This window comes from Salmonella sp. A1325, assembly GCF_056991255.1.
The window spans coordinates 1-18,475 of sequence record NZ_JAMLWO010000018.1 but is presented as its reverse complement, the minus strand read 5'-3'; the positions used below and the strand labels follow the sequence as shown (position 1 = coordinate 18,475).

Genomic DNA, 18,475 nt, shown 5'->3' with positions numbered 1-18,475 from the left:
CTTTACCCGGCAATGACCGCTACGCTGTCTCTTGTTCGCAAGCGTGGTGGCATTGTCAAACCACAGCGATCCTGCCCCTCGCCCTGCCATGCACTCGCAAAATAATAATGATTTGCCGCCGACGGGTAGACCACCACTGCCAGTTCATTACTCTTTTTCAGTAAAGACTGTGGTAACGTGAAGCGATATTCCGGCCAGCCTTTTTCGGCAATTAACTTATCGTTAAGCCAGATTGCTACGCTTCCCTGTACTTCAGGTAAATAAAGCTGAATATCATCGGTCACCGTCTCCAGTGCAAAGCGTAACTGGTAGCGGCCCGGACCGCACCACGCCTCCATCCCCTGCTGCTCCCACCCTTTTGTAACATCAACGGGTCGGGAAACGTTATCAACCAGTAACTGCCAGTGCTTATCCAGCACCACATCGTGACCATTTTCCGCTATCTGTAATGAAAAACAGCGGGCCTGCCAGGGATCAATTTTCAGCGGAAAACTTTCAGCGAGTTGCTCTTCCAGAATTGAAATATCTCCCGTCGCAAGATGCCACTCCGCCAGCTGCCCGCAAAGGCCCGGAAAATGTAGCCAGCCATAGAGAGGGGTCTCACCGTCATTAAATACGGTGACGTAACGCGATGTTTCATCCTGCGTTATCCGAGTCCAAACGGCCGTTTTCCGGGAGGGATAGTCAACAAAGGGACGATCGCTTTTCAGCATGTCAGCCAACATGCTGCACGCAGGTTGCGTCCCAATCAGCTTTTGCAACCTTTCGGTAAGAGAGCAGTCTTTGCCTTTTTCCTCGCTATATGCCACGAGCTCACCGTCGACCAGTAGCCGGCCTCCGGCAGCGACAAAGCGCTCCAGTTGACTCAGCGTGGCGGCTGATTGCACCACTTTAACGTCCGCTAACAGAAGAACCGGGAAATTCATGCCATTAATGCGCGTTCCGTCAGCCTGGAGCAAATTCTCCTCATCAATGAAGAAATATTCGACGCCCTGAGCGCTGAGTTGTTTTGCCCAATATTCACCCAACTGCCCTTCGTTGCCCTCCACGCCGCAGTACCAGAAAGTTCGTTTGGGATAGAGTACGCCAACATCAACATACGGGTTTCCCTGTTCAAGAAATTCGGCAAGACGGCCAGACTCATAGGCAAACCCGGCATGGAAGGCATACCAGGGCTGGAAGTTAATCCCCGGCGCAAAATCAAAGCGCGGGTTAGTCAATACCTCGTCGTTTGCTTCCCCATCTCTCAGCCAGAACGCGTGCATTAAAAATTGCCGGGCACCGAGGAGGTGATGCCGCAATGCCTGCAACCGGATATCATGCAGTGAAATTTCCCACTGCCCGGCGGCAAAATGCGTACCCGGCTTCACCCGCGCATAATATTGCTCAACAATACATCCTTTACGCCCATGAGCGCGCGCCACGGAGTCGCCGACCTTCGCGGCCATCTGTGGCTCACTGTTTCGCGAATCGACAGCCGTAATATCCCGCCAGCCATCAAGAGCAAAATAATCCATAGCAAAATTACACCGGCTATCTTCGGTGATAATTTTACTGGCGAAATTCCAGCTACTGACGTGGCTTAATACTTCATGACCACTTAGCTTTACGCCCTGATCGTGCGCCCACGCTGACAACGTGCCGAAAAAGGCCTGCATCGCCTGCCGGGAATAGCAAGAAAATAACTCACAGCGGCGGCGTGCGGTGCGGCTGCCTATATCCATAACTAAGGACATCAGGTTTTCAGCCAGGCAATAAGGCGCCTGTTGCAACGCATCAATGAGCCTTTTTTCATACATTAAGGAGGATTTGACCGAACCAACCTGTTCATTCCATTGCCAGAAACAGGCATGTGGCTGATCGAAAAAGAGATACGCTACCGTCTTACCAAAATGATCGCCAAAGGCCCGGGCATAAGGTTCATAACCGACACGAATAAAATTTTCCGCCGCTTCGGGCATCAGGTAATTAATCATTCGTGAGGTTCGGCAGCGCGCTGCGGTAAAGAGCGTCACAATCGAATCCGCCCCCCAGGGCAATTCGCTTCCTTTAAACGTGACCTCAAATTCCCCGGTGGTTGCCCTGGTAATACGGGCTAATGAAGAAACATCAACAATTTCTTCCGCTCTGCACTGATCTGATGAAGATGTAGCATACGCGGCGACAATTTCCCATTCATCCCATTCCGGCTTGCCGTCTGCAAAAATCCACTCCATCCCACACTGCTGTAAGGCCTCGGCATCCGCAGAGCGGATCCCGGAAAGGCGGCATGTCAGCATATCTGCAGACAGGCTGGACTGGCTCCAGAAAAGATGGCGCTCGCGCAACTCATCTCTTCCCTCAACGGTTCTTCCCCCGGCGTGGCCGGAAAGCCAGTTGTAATCGTCATAGATACCCATCATCAGCCCCATCCCGGCGGCTTTATCGGCCGTATATCGACAGGCAGCCAGCCATTCCTCACTGAGATAACTCTCCAGCGGAAGGCTCAGACGTGCGGCTATCTGGAATGAACCATACCCTCCCGCCTGCAATTGCCTCAGTTGGCTATCGATCTGCTCTTTGTCCGGAATGGTATGCCAGAACCAGTAGGTTGCAGGCAGATGCCATACATCCGGGTTTTTAAAGCTTTGCCGCGCCTTTGCTAATGAATCATTCATGATTTTTCCCTTCTTTCAGCGGCGGAACATCATAATGACAAACGTAAGTCAAAATGGCATACAGCGCTGCGCCCACCAACATCGCCACCACTACGCCAATGTTTGCTGTCGCAAACACGCTGGTTTTGGTTTCAGCCGTCAGTAAGAAACCGACCAGGTGGGCAATCCACGGATCGCCAGAGGTAATGGTTCCCATGCCGATAACTGATGCAACAAAGAGCGACAATAATGCCGTCCAGCGACCGTTACGCCCGCCAAGTCCCGCAGGCTGCGCCATATCAGTGTTCCAGCGCAACCGCTTTTGCCGGGCGAAGTCGACAAGCTGGATCGCGCCCATTGATCCCAATACCACGGATACTGTCGCCAGGAAGGACTGGAAAGTAGCGAGGAACGAGTCGGAAACAAACAATAAGTAGAACGCGCCGAACGCAATAATGACCGCATTGATCGCGGTCGTGGTTGAACGACTGGCTGGCACGCCCATAGCCAGAAGTGCGAGGCCCGAGCTGTAAACACCCGTAATGGCTGCCGCCAGCAGGGAGATAATGATCACGATAGAAAACGGCACATAAAACCATAACGGCAGGAACGAGGTTAAGGCAGCAATCGGCTCGGAGGCTGCCGCACCGCTCAGTTCAGGATTACTGTCGGCCAGCAATGCGCCCAAAATCAGCAGGATGGAAACCGGTAGCGAAATCCCCAACGACGTCCAGAAAATAACTTTCCCGGCAGGGGTCTTGCGCGGAAGGTAACGGGCGAAATCACCACCATAGTTGAGAAAGCCCAGCCCAACCATCGTCATAGCCATAACCATGCCGCCGATAAACGTTAAAAAACCTGCATCGGGCGCGGCACCCGCCTGCGACCAGTGAATATGCGGCAGAATCAGGATAATAAAGATGATGCTCATTCCCCCCGTTAACCATGCAATATACTTTTCTACCTTCATGATGAGCTGGTGGCCATAGATGGCAACAGACATGGTCAATACTAAGGTCACGACGAACCAGCTCAGCAGGCACCCTAAGGTAGGATGACCGTTTTCTGCAGCAAACACGGCCGGCCATAACCGGGCAAAGAGCGAGGCACCGGTGGTCGACGACAGTGTAATAATGGTAATTTTCCAGCCCATATTGGAAATATAGGCAAACAAAGTGGGGATCTTATTCCCGTGATAACCGAAAGCAAATCGAGTCTGTGTTAAGGTTGGCAATCCAGTGCGCGGCCCACCAACCGCCAAAATGCCCACCAGCGTACTCGATAAAAAATAACCGATAATACCGGCAATAATCGCCTGCCACAGACTTAACCCCAGTGAGTAAACGTAAATCCCATAGGTAATACCGAGAATAGAGACATTCCATGAAAACCAGATCGGAAAAAGCCCGGCAGGCGAGCCATAACGTTCTTTATCGCTAACGGGGTTTACCCCATTGGTTTCGACTTTCATCGTACCTGATACATCAGACGGGTTCTGGATTTGGCTCGTCATTTTATTTCCTCTCATATTGAGCAAGCCGTGATAATACGGCTTCATACTCAGGCATGTTAGATGCGCCTTCCCGCTCGACCGCCAGCGAAGCAAAAGCAGAAGCAAATTTTGCTGCACTGAGCAACGGCTGGCCCTGCGCAATCGCAGCAGCAAATGCACCGTTGAACGCATCCCCCGCACCGGTAGTGTCAATACTTACTGCTTTTAGTGCTGGAATATGGGTAAATTGTTCGCCGTCATATATCAGTGCCCCCTGAGATCCCATAGTTATAATAATATTTTTTGCCCCGAGAGATTTGATGGTCTGCGCCGCTGCTTTCGCGCTCTCGATATCTTTTATCTCGACACCGGACATCTGCGATGCTTCTGTTTCATTAGGGGTAAGATAATCAATATATGGCAAGCATTCTTTTGCCTGGTCAGAATAAGGCGCTGGGTTGAGGATAGTTTTCACGCCTGACCGATGAGCCATCTTTAACACCAATGCGGTTGCTGTAAAGTTGTTTTCTAGCTGAGTAAGCAATATTTTCGCATCAACTAATTCACTGGTAATACTTGCAACTTCCGCTTCAGTAATATATTGATTGGCACCAGAATATATCGCGATCTTGTTTTCACCTGCAGGTTCCGATACATATATGATGGCACTACCTGTTTTATGTTCTTTGTCCTGATAGAGGGTAAAACTGTGAATGTCGGATGAAGAGAGGTGGTCATGTGCCATCTGGCCGAAATGGTCATTGCCGACTTTACCGACGAAATGCACCTGCACGGGGCATTTACTGGCCGCCATCGCTTGATTTGCCCCCTTGCCGCCAGGCCCAATAATGGTATTACTGGCCAGAATTGATTCGCCGCTTTTAGGGAAGCGATCAACCTTCGCAATAATATCAACATTAAACGATCCTAATATACAAACTTTGTTTATCATTATTTTACCTTTTTTGTTTGTTATCGTTTTTTTGCGTCGATTGACCTGATTGAGAAACATTTCAATGGAGGTTCCAACGTTATTAACAGGCTGCGAGTGAAAAATACGGCGTAATATTATTGCACCACCATGGCAACGTTCAACTACCCCTTGATCTGCTAACAAATTCAAATCATTACGGACAGTTTCTTTACTGACAGAAAATAAAATAGCGAGTTGATTAACTGTAGCTCGCTCATGTTTATTCAAATATGCCAATATTTGACGTTGCCTTTCTTTTCCAAACATAATTTCACCTCATGTAACGTTTATATCTTTTATAATCTCCTGATTCCATGAATCCTTTCACACTACCATCACAAAAACAAAAGCAAACGGGAATTTTTTTGGAAAAGTGGCTTTTATTCAATTGGATAGTGTTAGTAAATGAAAAATGTCACTACGAGAGAAGGTTTTGGAAAACTACGTGGGGAAACGATTTTATCCGTAAACGGAATGATCGAGCAAGCGGGGATTACTCCCGCGGTCCTCTCACAGCACCATACATATCCATATACGGTACATCCTGTCTGCTTCCGGCTTACGCCTTCCACATTGAGTCTGTTTCGTACGCAGTGTCGTCTGACTTCTGTTTAAAATTCAGGGCAATGGCTATCCATTGCCTTGTGTTTCAGGAGACTGAGCACACGCGTGACTTGCCGCTCGTAACAGGTCTGGCCCTTCATGCACTTTCCCTCGCCGGGTGTAGGGGGCTTTCGTCTCTTAGTCACTCTTTAGCCATCACAGCTAAAGAACAACGCTGGTCACGGCGTACTAAAAAAAAAGCCAGTCAAAAAACTGACTGGCTTTCATGCTAAGCGAGGTGATTACTCGTTATCAGAACCGCCCAGACCTGCGTTCAGCAGTTCTGCCAGGCTTGCAGATGCATCTTCCGCAGTGACCTGCGGTGTTGCTGGCTGCTCGCCCGCGGCGCGACGGCGCATACGATCCTGGTGGTACGCATAACCGGTACCGGCCGGGATCAGACGACCCACGATAACGTTCTCTTTCAGGCCGCGCAGTTCGTCGCGTTTACCCGCAACGGCTGCTTCGGTCAGGACACGGGTGGTCTCCTGGAACGATGCGGCAGAGATGAACGATTCGGTTGCCAGAGACGCTTTGGTGATACCCAGCAGATCGCGGGAGAAGGTAGCCCCCACTTTGCCGTTCGCTTCCAGCTCGCGGTTAGCGATCTTGACGCGAGAGTATTCAACCTGTTCGCCTTCCAGGAAGTCGGAACTACCGGCGCTTTCGATGGTCGCTTTACGCAGCATCTGACGAACGATAACTTCGATGTGTTTATCGTTAATCTTAACGCCCTGCAGACGGTATACATCCTGAACTTCGTTAACAATGTAACGCGTCACAGCATGAACGCCACGCAGACGCAGAATGTCGTGCGGCGCTTCCGGACCATCGGAAATCACATCACCACGTTCTACACGTTCCCCTTCGAACACGTTGAGCTGACGCCATTTCGGAATCATCTCTTCGTACGGGTCACTACCATCAACCGGCGTAATCACCAGGCGACGTTTGCCTTTGGTTTCTTTACCGAAGGAAACGATACCTGCGATTTCAGCAAGGATTGCCGGTTCTTTCGGACGACGCGCTTCGAACAGGTCGGCAACGCGCGGCAGACCACCGGTGATATCCTTGGTACCGCCGGATTCCTGCGGAATACGCGCCAGGGTGTCACCAGAACTGATCTGTACGCCATCTTCCAGCTGTACAATCGCTTTACCCGGCAGGAAGTACTGCGCAGGCATATCGGTACCCGGGATCAGAACGTCATTACCCTGAGCATCAACGATTTTCAGCGCCGGACGCAGATCCTTACCACCAGTAGTACGTTCAGCCGAATCCAGAACCACCAGCGAAGACAAACCGGTCAGTTCGTCGGTCTGACGCGTAATGGTCTGACCGTCGATCATGTCAGTGAAGCGGATGAAACCACTCACTTCGGTGATAACCGGCATGGTGTGCGGGTCCCAGTTTGCCACGGTTTCGCCGCCGGCAACCTGCTCGCCATCACCTTTCGCCATGACAGCGCCATAAGGCACTTTATAGCTCTCTTTGGTACGACCGAATTCGTCGATCAGCTTCAGTTCGGTGTTACGAGAAGTGATAACCAGTTTACCGCTGGAGTTCACAACCGACTTCACGTTGCTGAGCTTGATGCTACCTTTGTTCTTAACCTGGATGCTGGATTCAGCAGCCGCACGCGATGCCGCACCACCGATGTGGAACGTACGCATCGTCAGCTGTGTACCCGGTTCACCGATGGACTGTGCCGCGATAACGCCGATAGCTTCACCTTTGTTGATGATGTGGCCACGCGCCAGGTCACGACCATAGCAGTGCGCACATACACCAAAGTCGGTGTCGCAGGATACAACGGAACGCACTTTAACGGCGTCAACGGAGTTTGCTTCCAGCAGGTCACACCACTGTTCGTGCAGCAACGTGTTGCGTGGAACCAGAATGTCCGCGGTACCCGGTTTCAGCACATCTTCCGCCGTCACACGACCCAGAACGCGGTCACGCAGCGGCTCTTTCACGTCGCCACCCTCGATAACCGGGGTCATCAGGATACCTTCGTGCGTACCACAGTCATCTTCGGTCACTACCAGATCCTGCGCGACGTCAACCAGACGACGGGTCAGATAACCGGAGTTCGCGGTTTTCAGTGCGGTATCCGCCAGACCTTTACGCGCACCGTGCGTGGAGATGAAGTACTGGAGTACGTTCAGACCTTCACGGAAGTTCGCGGTGATTGGCGTTTCGATAATGGAGCCATCTGGCTTCGCCATCAGACCACGCATACCGGCCAGCTGACGAATCTGTGCCGCAGAACCACGCGCACCGGAGTCGGCCATCATGTAGATGCTGTTGAAGGAAACCTGCTGCTCTTCCTGGCCGTCACGGTTAATCACGGTTTCGGTTTGCAGGTTATCCATCATCGCTTTGGATACACGATCGTTCGCCGCAGCCCAGATATCGATAACTTTGTTATAGCGTTCGCCAGCGGTTACCAGACCGGACTGGAACTGCTCCTGGATCTCAGCAACTTCAGCTTCCGCCTCAGAGATGATCTCGTGTTTTTTCTCCGGGATGACCATGTCATCAATACCAACGGACGCACCTGAACGCGCTGCATAAGCAAAGCCGGTGTACATCGTCTGGTCCGCAAAAATAACGGTCGGTTTCAGACCCAGAATACGGTAGCAAGTGTTCAGCATTTTGGAGATCGCTTTCTTGCCCAGCGCCTGGTTGACGATGGAGAAAGGCAGACCTTTCGGTACGATCATCCACAGAATGGCGCGACCAACGGTCGTGTCTTTCAGGCTGGTGTGCGCAACGAATTCGCCGTTTTCATCTTTTTCATATTCAGTGATACGCACTTTAACGCGCGCATGCAGAGAGGCCAGACCTGCGCGATAGATACGCTCAGCTTCTTTCGGGCCAGTCAGCACCATGCCTTCGCCTTTGGCGTTAACACAGTCACGGGTCATGTAGTACAGACCCAATACCACGTCCTGAGACGGAACGATGATAGGTTCGCCGTTCGCCGGAGACAGGATGTTGTTGGTAGACATCATCAGCGCACGCGCTTCAAGCTGGGCTTCCAGCGTCAGCGGTACGTGAACAGCCATCTGGTCACCATCGAAGTCGGCGTTATAGGCCGCACAAACCAGCGGGTGCAGCTGGATAGCTTTACCTTCGATCAGTACCGGTTCAAATGCCTGGATACCCAGACGGTGCAGTGTTGGTGCACGGTTCAGCAGTACCGGGTGTTCGCGGATCACTTCGTCCAGGATATCCCAAACGACGGCTTCTTCGCGCTCAACCATTTTCTTCGCGGCTTTGATGGTGGTGGCGAGGCCACGCAGTTCCAGCTTGCCGTAGATGAACGGTTTGAACAGCTCCAGCGCCATTTTCTTCGGCAGACCGCACTGATGCAGACGCAGGTATGGACCTACGGTGATAACAGAACGACCGGAGTAGTCAACACGCTTACCGAGCAGGTTCTGACGGAAACGACCCTGTTTACCTTTGATCATGTCGGCCAAAGATTTCAGAGGACGCTTGTTAGAACCGGTGATCGCACGACCGCGACGACCGTTATCCAGCAGGGCGTCAACCGCTTCCTGCAGCATACGTTTTTCGTTGCGTACGATGATGTCCGGCGCAGCCAGATCCAGCAGACGTTTCAGACGGTTGTTACGGTTAATGACGCGACGATACAGATCGTTCAGATCTGACGTGGCGAAACGACCACCATCCAGCGGAACCAGCGGACGCAGATCTGGCGGCAGAACCGGCAGAACGGTCAGGATCATCCACTCTGGCTTGTTGCCAGACTGTACGAAGGCTTCCAGCAGTTTGATACGCTTGGTCAGCTTCTTACGCTTGGTTTCGGAGTTGGTTTCGTTCAGCTCTTCGCGCAGAGTTTCACACTCTTGCTCCAGATCCATGCTCTTCAGCAGGGCCTGGATAGCTTCCGCACCCATCTTGGCGTCGAATTCGTCACCGAACTCTTCCAGCGCGTCCAGATACTGCTCTTCAGTCAGGATCTGTTGACGTTCCAGGTTGGTCATACCGCCTTCGATAACCACATAAGATTCGAAGTACAGTACACGTTCGATATCACGCAACGGCATATCGAGCAGCAGACCGATACGGGACGGCAGCGATTTCAGGAACCAGATGTGAGCAGTCGGAGACGCCAGCTCGATGTGGCCCATACGCTCACGGCGTACTTTGGTCTGGGTCACTTCAACGCCGCACTTCTCACAAATAACACCACGGTGTTTCAGGCGCTTGTACTTACCGCACAGGCACTCGTAGTCTTTTACCGGCCCAAAGATACGGGCGCAGAAAAGGCCGTCACGCTCAGGTTTGAACGTACGGTAGTTGATGGTTTCCGGCTTTTTAACTTCACCGAAAGACCATGAACGGATCATGTCTGGCGAAGCCAGAGCAATTTTGATCGCATCAAACTCTTCGGTTTTAGTCTGCGCTTTCAGAAACTTTAATAAATCTTTCACGGATTTGCTCCCGTCGGAGTTAGCACAATCTGGTGTCGGGTTTTACCCCGACACCAGTGACCTGTTTGAGCGAGAATTACTCGTCTTCCAGTTCGATGTTGATGCCCAGCGAGCGGATCTCTTTCAACAGAACGTTGAAGGATTCCGGCATACCCGGTTCCATCTGATGGTTGCCGTCCACGATGTTCTTATACATCTTGGTACGACCGTTCACGTCATCAGACTTAACGGTGAGCATTTCCTGCAGGGTGTAGGCGGCGCCGTAAGCTTCCAGCGCCCACACTTCCATCTCCCCGAAGCGCTGACCACCGAACTGCGCCTTACCACCCAGCGGCTGCTGAGTAACCAGGCTGTAAGAACCGGTAGAACGCGCATGCATCTTGTCATCAACCAGGTGGTTCAGTTTCAGCATGTACATGTAACCGACGGTTACCGGACGTTCGAACTGTTCACCCGTACGGCCATCGAACAGGGTGATCTGACCGGAGGTCGGCAGGTCGCCCAGTTTCAGCAGCTCTTTGATTTCCGCTTCTTTCGCACCGTCGAACACTGGTGTGGCAATCGGCATACCTTTACGCAGGTTTTCTGCCAGACGCAGCACTTCATCATCGCTGAAGGTGCTCAGGTCGACTTTCTGACGAACGTCGGCGCCCAGATCGTAGGCACGCTGGATGAATTCGCGCAGTTTCGCGACTTCCTGCTGCTGTTTCAGCATGGCGTTAATCTTGTCGCCAATACCTTTCGCAGCCATACCCAGGTGGGTTTCCAGAATCTGACCAATGTTCATACGAGACGGTACGCCCAGCGGGTTCAGTACGATGTCTACCGGCGTGCCGTTTTCATCGTAAGGCATGTCTTCGATCGGGTTGATCTTAGAGATAACACCCTTGTTACCGTGACGACCTGCCATCTTATCACCCGGCTGGATACGGCGTTTAACGGCCAGATAGACCTTCACGATCTTCAGCACGCCCGGCGCCAGATCGTCGCCCTGGGTGATTTTACGGCGCTTCGCTTCAAGTTTTTTCTCGAACTCGTGTTTCAGTTCGTCATACTGCTCAGCCAGTTGTTCCAGCTGATTTTGTTTCTCTTCGTCGGTCAGACCGAGTTCCAGCCAGCGGTCGCGCGGCAGTTTGTCGAGCTTCTCAGCTTCAACGCCGCCGGAAACCAGCACCGCACGGATACGGCTAAACAGGCCCGCTTCGAGGATCTGCAGTTCTTCAGACAGGTCTTTTTTCGCCTGCTTGAGCTGCATCTCTTCGATTTCCAAAGCACGTTTGTCTTTTTCTACGCCATCGCGAGTAAAGACCTGAACGTCGATAACCGTACCGGAGACACCGTTAGGTACGCGCAGAGAAGAGTCTTTAACGTCAGACGCTTTCTCACCGAAGATCGCACGCAGCAGTTTCTCTTCCGGCGTCAGCTGGGTTTCACCTTTCGGCGTCACCTTACCGACCAGAATGTCACCACCGGTCACTTCCGCGCCGATGTAAACGATACCGGATTCATCCAGTTTGGAGAGCGCAGCTTCACCCACGTTCGGGATATCAGCGGTGATCTCTTCCGGCCCCAGCTTGGTGTCACGGGACACGCACGCCAGTTCCTGAATGTGGATGGTGGTGAAACGGTCTTCCTGGACAACACGCTCGGATACGAGGATGGAGTCTTCGAAGTTGTAGCCGTTCCACGGCATGAACGCCACGCGCATGTTCTGACCGAGCGCCAGTTCACCGAGGTCGGTGGACGGACCGTCTGCCAGCACGTCGCCGCGTTCAACCGGCTCGCCCAGAGACACACATGGCATCTGGTTGATACAGGTGTTCTGGTTAGAGCGGGTGTATTTGGTCAGGTTATAGATGTCGATACCTGCTTCACCCGGGTACATCTCGTCTTCGTTAACTTTGATAACGATACGGGACGCATCCACGTACTGAACAGTACCGCCACGTTTAGCTACTGCAGTAACACCGGAGTCGACGGCGACAGCACGTTCCATACCGGTACCCACCAGCGGCTTATCAGCACGCAGAGTCGGAACCGCCTGACGTTGCATGTTCGCACCCATCAATGCACGGTTGGCGTCATCGTGTTCCAGGAACGGGATCAGGGACGCACCGACGGAGACCACCTGCTGGGTGGAAACGTCCATGTAGTCAACCTGGTCACGGCTGAACAAGCTGGATTCGCCTTTGCTACGGCAGGTAACCAGATCTTCTACAAAGTGGCCTTCGTCATCCAGGTTGGAGTTCGCCTGAGCGATAACGTAGTTGCCTTCTTCGATAGCAGACAGGTAATGAATTTCGTCAGTGACCACGCCATCAACCACACGACGGTACGGCGTCTCAAGGAAGCCATATTCGTTAGTCTGTGCGTACACGGACAGGGAGTTGATCAGACCGATGTTCGGACCTTCCGGCGTTTCGATTGGACATACGCGACCGTAGTGCGTCGGGTGTACGTCTCGAACTTCGAAGCCTGCGCGTTCGCGGGTCAGACCGCCTGGGCCGAGTGCGGAGATACGACGTTTGTGCGTAATCTCAGACAGCGGGTTGTTCTGGTCCATAAACTGAGACAGCTGGCTGGAACCAAAGAACTCTTTCACTGCCGCGGAAATCGGCTTGGCGTTGATCATATCCTGAGGCATCAGGGTATCCAGATCGCCCAGAGACAGACGCTCTTTCACCGCACGCTCTACACGCACCAGGCCAACGCGGAACTGGTTTTCCGCCATTTCGCCGACGGAACGGATACGACGGTTGCCGAGGTGGTCGATATCATCCACTTCGCCTTTACCGTTACGGATATCGATGAGCTTCTTCATGACATCAATGATGTCGTCTTTGCTCAGGATACCGGAACCTTCGATTTCGTCGCGCAGCAGAGAACGGTTGAACTTCATACGACCCACCGCAGACAGGTCATAGCGGTCTTCGGAGAAGAACAGGTTCTCAAACAGGCTTTCAGCCGCTTCACGAGTCGGCGGCTCACCAGGGCGCATCATGCGATAGATTTCTACCAGCGCGCTCAAACGATCGTTAGTTGGGTCGACGCGTACCGTTTCAGAAATGTACGGGCCGTGGTCCAGATCGTTGGTAAACAGCGTTTCGATACGCTTGTGGCCGGACTGGCTCAGCTTAGCCAGCAGATCCAGGCTCAGCTCCATGTTCGCCGCGCAGATCAGCTCGCCAGTGGATTCGTCAACGTAGTCTTTAGAGACGACTTTACCTGCGATGTACTCAACCGGAACTTCGATATGCTTGATATCGTCTTTTTCCAGCTGACGGATGTGACGCGCGGTAATGCGACGGCCTTTTTCAACGTACACTTTGCCGTTAGCTTCGATATCGAACGACGCGGTTTCGCCACGCAGACGTTCTGGAATCAGCTCCATCTGCAGTTTGTTGTCGCGAATTTCGAAGACGACTTTCTCAAAGAACAGGTCAAGGATCTGCTCAGTGGTGTAGTTCAGCGCACGCAGGATGATGGTCGCAGGCAGTTTACGGCGACGGTCGATACGCACGAACAGGTTGTCCTTCGGATCGAATTCGAAGTCCAGCCAGGAACCACGGTAAGGAATGATGCGCGCGTTATACAGCACTTTACCCGAAGAGTGGGTTTTACCTTTGTCGGAGTCAAAGAAGACGCCCGGACTACGGTGCAGCTGAGAAACGATAACACGCTCAGTACCGTTGATAACAAAGGTACCGTTGTCGGTCATGAGCGGAATTTCGCCCATGTAGACTTCTTGTTCTTTAATGTCTTTAACGGTGCCTTCCGGCGCTTCGCGCTCGTAGATCACCAGACGCAGTTTCACGCGCAGCGGTGCGGAATAGGTCACGCCACGGATCTGACATTCCTGAACGTCAAACACCGGTTCGCCAAGGCGGTAGCTGACGTACTGCAGCTCGGAATTACCGCTGTAGCTCTGAATCGGGAACACGGAACGGAAGGCTGCTTCCAGGCCGTACTGCCCTTCAGGATCTTGCTCGATAAACTTCTGAAACGAGTCAAGCTGGATAGAAAGGAGATAAGGTACATCCAGAACTTGTGGACGTTTACCAAAATCCTTACGAATACGTTTTTTCTCGGTATAGGAGTAAACCATAGGGTTCCTCAGCTCGCTGACAAGTCGACCCATCTGTCCTGCGGGGGACAGTTTGTGCAACACTATTTTGTTGACCGGAAAATGGATACTTTCCGCAATGCCTGTTGCTATCACGCTTAAACCATTTCATTGCGATTTACACAGAACGTACGCTCTGTCGCAGTATATTAAGTCGTCGATAGAAACAAGCATTGAAAGGCACAGCAGTAGTCAAACAGTGTGAAACGCTACTGGCGCCTTACAGCGCAAAAAGGCTGGTGACTAAAAAGTCACCAGCCATCAGCCTGATTTCTCAGGCTGCAACCGGAAGGGTTGGCTTATTTAACTTCAACTTCAGCGCCAGCTTCTTCCAGAGATTTTTTCAGTGCTTCAGCGTCATCTTTGCTCACGCCTTCTTTCAGAGCGGCCGGAGCAGATTCTACCAGGTCTTTAGCTTCTTTCAGACCCAGGCCAGTTGCGCCACGTACTGCTTTGATAACAGCAACTTTGTTAGCGCCAGCAGCTTTCAGAATTACGTCGAATTCAGTTTTTTCTTCAGCAGCTTCAGCCGGGCCAGCAGCTACAGCTACAGCAGCAGCAGCGGAAACACCGAATTTTTCTTCCATTGCAGAAATCAGTTCTACAACGTCCATTACGGACATAGCGGATACTGCTTCAATGATTTGATCTTTAGTGATAGACATTTAAATTGTTCCTGAATATCAGAATAAGTTTATACGTAAGCAAATGCTTGATAAAGACAACTGCGATTACGCAGCTTCTTTTGCATCGCGTACAGCAGCCAGTGTGCGAACCAGTTTGCCAGCCGAAGCTTCTTTCATGGTTGCCATCAGGCGTGCAATTGCTTCTTCGTAGGTCGGCAGAGTTGCCAGGCGGTCGATCTGAGACGCCGGGATCAGCTCACCTTCAAAGGCTGCAGCTTTGACCTCAAATTTTGCATTCGCTTTCGCGAACTCTTTGAACAGACGAGCAGCAGCGCCCGGGTGTTCCATAGAGTATGCAATCAGGGTCGGACCAACAAACGTGTCTTTCAGGCACTCGAACTGAGTACCTTCAACGACGCGGCGCAGCAGGGTGTTACGAACAACACGCATGTATACGCCAGCTTCACGACCTGCTTTACGCAGTTCAGTCATTTTATCTACAGTTACGCCACGGGAATCCGCAACTACTGCAGACAGCGCGCCTTTGGCTACTTCGCTGACTTCAGCAACAATCGCTTGTTTGTCTTGAAGATTTAAAGCCATTAGCTTTGCTCCTGGATGTTTGCCGGAACTCATGTTCCGGAACTCACTTCACTCATCTCAACGAGAAGAGCGTCTTAATACGGTGAGCAGAAACAAGCCAGAGTATAAAAAATAATCTTAGCGTTCTGTCACCGTCTACGCAGGGGATTAAGCCTCTTGCGAGACGCCTGCGGTCTTCGACGGAGGCCTGGATAGGCCAGGCTCCAACGAACAAATCTTTTCTATCCGCCGCTATTCAGCTTGTGGCGGCGTTGGCTTCCTTCGTTCGCACCAGTCACATAGTTAGCTATGCTCCTGGCGACTCACTCAGTTGCCGCCTTGCCACAACCCGAATATCTCGGATATACGTCTGCAACTAGCAGAATACGTGGGGGTAAGATTGTAGACAAAATCACCGCCCACGTAAAGACTAATCTTAGTTCGCAGATGCGCTCAGACCAGCCTGATCAACGGCAACGCCAGCACCCATGGTGGTGGAGATGCTAACTTTCTTGATGTACACGCCTTTCGCCTGGCTCGGTTTTGCTTTTTTCAGCGCAACCAGCAGAGCTTCCAGGTTTTCTTTCAGTTTGTCAGCGTCAAAGTCCACTTTACCGATGGTGGTGTGGATGATGCCATTTTTGTCGTTACGGTAACGAACCTGACCTGCTTTAGCGTTCTTAACCGCTTCAGCAACGTTCGGCGTTACGGTACCGACTTTCGGGTTTGGCATCAGGCCGCGCGGACCCAGAACCTGGCCCAGCTGGCCAACAACGCGCATTGCATCCGGGGATGCGATAACAACGTCGAAGTTCATTTCGCCTTTCTTGATCTGGTCAGCCAGATCTTCCATACCTACCAGCTCAGCACCAGCAGCTTTAGCTGCTTCAGCGTTCGGGCCCTGGGTAAATACGGCAACGCGAACAGAACGGCCAGTACCGTGCGGCAGTACAGTCGCGCCACGAACGTTCTGGTCAGATTTACGAGCATCGATGCCGAGGTTAACGGCAACGTCAACGCTTTCGTTGAATTTAGCAGTGGCCAGCTCTTTCAGCAGGGCAATAGCTTCGTTGATGTCGTACTGTTTGGTCGCATCAACTTTTTCACGGATCACGCGCATACGCTTGGTCAGTTTAGCCATTTCTTAGTCCTCCACTACCAGGCCCATGGAACGTGCAGTACCTTCGATGGAGCGAGTCATCGCTTCAATGTCGGCACCGGTCATGTCGGCAGCTTTGGTCTGCGCGATTTCCTGCAGCTGAGCGCGGGAAATTTTACCTACTTTGTCTTTGTTCGGCTTGCCGGAACCAGACTTGATACCAGCCGCTTTTTTCAGCAGAACAGCTGCCGGAGGCGTTTTGGTAACGAAGGTGAAAGAACGGTCAGCGTAAACGGTAATAACAACCGGAATCGGCAGACCTTTTTCGATGGAATCCGTTTTTGCGTTGAACGCTTTGCAGAATTCCATGATGTTCACACCCTGCTGACCCAGTGCTGGACCAACCGGCGGACTCGGGTTCGCCATACCAGCTGCAACCTGCAGCTTGACGTAGGCTTGTACTTTCTTAGCCATTCTAAATTCCTCGAATTGGGTAGTATCGCTTCAAAGAAGCTCCCCGTGATAAATATCGCTTCATGGGCATAAGGCCCATAAAAACAAAAGGCGCGAAATTGTATGTCAATTTCGCGCCCTATGCAACGATTAGATCGCTGCTTTTTTGATCGCAGCCTTACGCTTTCTCAACCTGGCTGAAGTCCAGCTCTACCGGGGTCGCACGACCGAAGATAGAAACAGACACTTTCAGGCGAGACTTCTCATAATCGACTTCTTCGACAACGCCGTTAAAGTCTGCGAACGGACCGTCGTTAACACGAACCATTTCACCCGGTTCAAACAGAGTTTTCGGCCGCGGCTTATCGCCAACCTGCTGCAGACGGTTCATGATCGCATCGACTTCTTTGTCGCTGATCGGCGCCGGACGGTCTGACGTACCGCCGATAAAGCCCATCACACGCGGCACGCTGCGCACCAGGTGCCAGCTTGCGTCGTTCATGACCATCTGAACCAGAACGTAACCCGGGAAGAATTTGCGTTCGCTTTTGCGACGCTGGCCGCCACGGATCTCAACGACTTCTTCAGTCGGCACCATGACTTCGCCAAACAGCTCTTCCATATTGTGTAATTTGATATGCTCGCGCAGCGATGTGGCTACGCGGCCTTCAAAACCGGAAAACGCCTGAACGACGTACCAGCGCTTTTTAGGTGCTTCAGACATCTCAGAACCTCAGGCCAGTGATAAAGGATACCAGGCGAACCAGAATACCATCCAGTCCCCACAGGATCAGTGACATAACTGCGGTAACCGCAGCGACGATCAGCGTGGTGTGCAGCGTTTCCTGGCGAGTCGGCCAAATGACCTTACGGACTTCGGTTCTCGCTTCACGGGCAAAAGCAACGGTTGCTTTACCTTTTGTCGTCAACAGCGCGACACCACCCGCTGCAGCAATCAGAATTACTACGGCCAGCGCACGCAGCGGCAGCATCATGTCGCGATAGAGGTAGTTGCCGACGATTGCGACGATCAGCAATATGGCAACAACTATCCACTTCATCGCTTCCAGGCCGCGCCCGCTCCCTTGAGCTTCGGTATTCGCACTCATAAACCAACCTGTCAGAAGTATTCTACAAACATTTTCACCCCGCAATCGCGAGGCAATCCAAATCGAAACGCTTATTCGCCTTTCGGATTATACGCCCTCTACAGAGCCTGTCTCAGCAATGATTATGACAAATAAAATCACTGATGAGCCAGGTTCTGGTGTGAAAGCGTGCAAAAAGGGCATCAAATGATGCCCTTTTATTGCGCATTGCGTCAAATGTTATCAGCGATTAGCCGAGAACTTTAGCAACAACGCCCGCGCCAACGGTACGGCCGCCTTCACGGATTGCGAAACGCAGACCGTCGTCCATTGC

At 52.1% G+C, this 18,475-nt stretch carries 12 protein-coding genes; all 12 read right to left on the bottom strand.

Annotation, left to right across the window (positions count from 1 at the left end):
- Positions 1-2: 2 nt before the first annotated feature.
- Positions 3-2,657: a hypothetical protein gene (locus NAZ64_RS21640; protein ID WP_483641032.1), complete on the bottom strand. Its 2,655-nt coding sequence runs from the start codon at positions 2,655-2,657 to the stop codon at positions 3-5.
- Complete coding sequence (locus tag NAZ64_RS21635) at positions 2,650-4,149, bottom strand: purine-cytosine permease family protein (RefSeq protein WP_076936067.1); 1,500 nt, start codon at positions 4,147-4,149, stop codon at positions 2,650-2,652. Before NAZ64_RS21635 ends, NAZ64_RS21640 begins: the two co-directional genes overlap by 8 nt.
- A gap of 1 nt (position 4,150) precedes the next feature.
- Positions 4,151-5,368, bottom strand: coding sequence for a ribokinase (rbsK, locus tag NAZ64_RS21630; RefSeq protein ID WP_220569500.1), 1,218 nt, complete (start codon positions 5,366-5,368; stop codon positions 4,151-4,153).
- A 578-nt stretch (positions 5,369-5,946) separates the two neighbouring features.
- Positions 5,947-10,170, bottom strand: a complete 4,224-nt coding sequence (gene rpoC, locus NAZ64_RS21625; protein ID WP_000653965.1) for a DNA-directed RNA polymerase subunit beta' — start codon at positions 10,168-10,170, stop codon at positions 5,947-5,949.
- Positions 10,171-10,246: 76 nt separating this feature from the next.
- A complete protein-coding gene (gene rpoB, locus NAZ64_RS21620) occupies positions 10,247-14,275 on the bottom strand; it encodes a DNA-directed RNA polymerase subunit beta (protein ID WP_000263105.1) in 4,029 nt (1,342 codons plus the stop codon).
- Between the two features lie 317 nt (positions 14,276-14,592).
- On the bottom strand, positions 14,593-14,958 hold the full coding sequence (rplL, locus tag NAZ64_RS21615; protein ID WP_000028882.1) for a 50S ribosomal protein L7/L12: 366 nt from the start codon (positions 14,956-14,958) through the stop codon (positions 14,593-14,595).
- 66 nt (positions 14,959-15,024) lie between these two features.
- Positions 15,025-15,522, bottom strand: coding sequence for a 50S ribosomal protein L10 (gene rplJ / locus NAZ64_RS21610; protein ID WP_001207203.1), 498 nt, complete (start codon positions 15,520-15,522; stop codon positions 15,025-15,027).
- Positions 15,523-15,937: 415 nt separating this feature from the next.
- Positions 15,938-16,642: a 50S ribosomal protein L1 gene (gene rplA, locus NAZ64_RS21605; protein ID WP_001096676.1), complete on the bottom strand. Its 705-nt coding sequence runs from the start codon at positions 16,640-16,642 to the stop codon at positions 15,938-15,940.
- 3 nt (positions 16,643-16,645) lie between these two features.
- A complete protein-coding gene (gene rplK, locus NAZ64_RS21600) occupies positions 16,646-17,074 on the bottom strand; it encodes a 50S ribosomal protein L11 (protein WP_001085926.1) in 429 nt (142 codons plus the stop codon).
- A gap of 157 nt (positions 17,075-17,231) precedes the next feature.
- Complete coding sequence (gene nusG / locus NAZ64_RS21595) at positions 17,232-17,777, bottom strand: transcription termination/antitermination protein NusG (protein ID WP_001287521.1); 546 nt, start codon at positions 17,775-17,777, stop codon at positions 17,232-17,234.
- A gap of 1 nt (position 17,778) precedes the next feature.
- Positions 17,779-18,162 carry a preprotein translocase subunit SecE gene (gene secE, locus NAZ64_RS21590; protein WP_001275691.1) on the bottom strand — a complete coding sequence of 128 codons (384 nt, stop codon included), beginning with the start codon at positions 18,160-18,162 and terminating at the stop codon, positions 17,779-17,781.
- 229 nt (positions 18,163-18,391) lie between these two features.
- Positions 18,392-18,475, bottom strand: an 84-nt coding sequence (locus tag NAZ64_RS21585) for an EF-Tu C-terminal domain-related protein (protein ID WP_000740160.1), incomplete at its 5' end; no start/stop codon positions are given.

Excerpts from the sequence above, each read along its gene's own strand:
- rplL (WP_000028882.1), bottom strand. The coding sequence starts at position 14,958 with ATGTCTATCACTAAAGATCAAATCATTGAAGCAGTATCCGCTATGTCC.
- rbsK (WP_220569500.1), bottom strand. The coding sequence starts at position 5,368 with ATGTTTGGAAAAGAAAGGCAACGTCAAATATTGGCATATTTGAATAAA.
- nusG (WP_001287521.1), bottom strand. The coding sequence starts at position 17,777 with ATGTCTGAAGCACCTAAAAAGCGCTGGTACGTCGTTCAGGCGTTTTCC.
- NAZ64_RS21635 (WP_076936067.1), bottom strand. The coding sequence starts at position 4,149 with ATGACGAGCCAAATCCAGAACCCGTCTGATGTATCAGGTACGATGAAA.
- rplK (WP_001085926.1), bottom strand. The coding sequence starts at position 17,074 with ATGGCTAAGAAAGTACAAGCCTACGTCAAGCTGCAGGTTGCAGCTGGT.
- rplA (WP_001096676.1), bottom strand. The coding sequence starts at position 16,642 with ATGGCTAAACTGACCAAGCGTATGCGCGTGATCCGTGAAAAAGTTGAT.
- secE (WP_001275691.1), bottom strand. The coding sequence starts at position 18,162 with ATGAGTGCGAATACCGAAGCTCAAGGGAGCGGGCGCGGCCTGGAAGCG.
- rplJ (WP_001207203.1), bottom strand. The coding sequence starts at position 15,522 with ATGGCTTTAAATCTTCAAGACAAACAAGCGATTGTTGCTGAAGTCAGC.
- rpoB (WP_000263105.1), bottom strand. The coding sequence starts at position 14,275 with ATGGTTTACTCCTATACCGAGAAAAAACGTATTCGTAAGGATTTTGGT.
- NAZ64_RS21640 (WP_483641032.1), bottom strand. The coding sequence starts at position 2,657 with ATGAATGATTCATTAGCAAAGGCGCGGCAAAGCTTTAAAAACCCGGAT.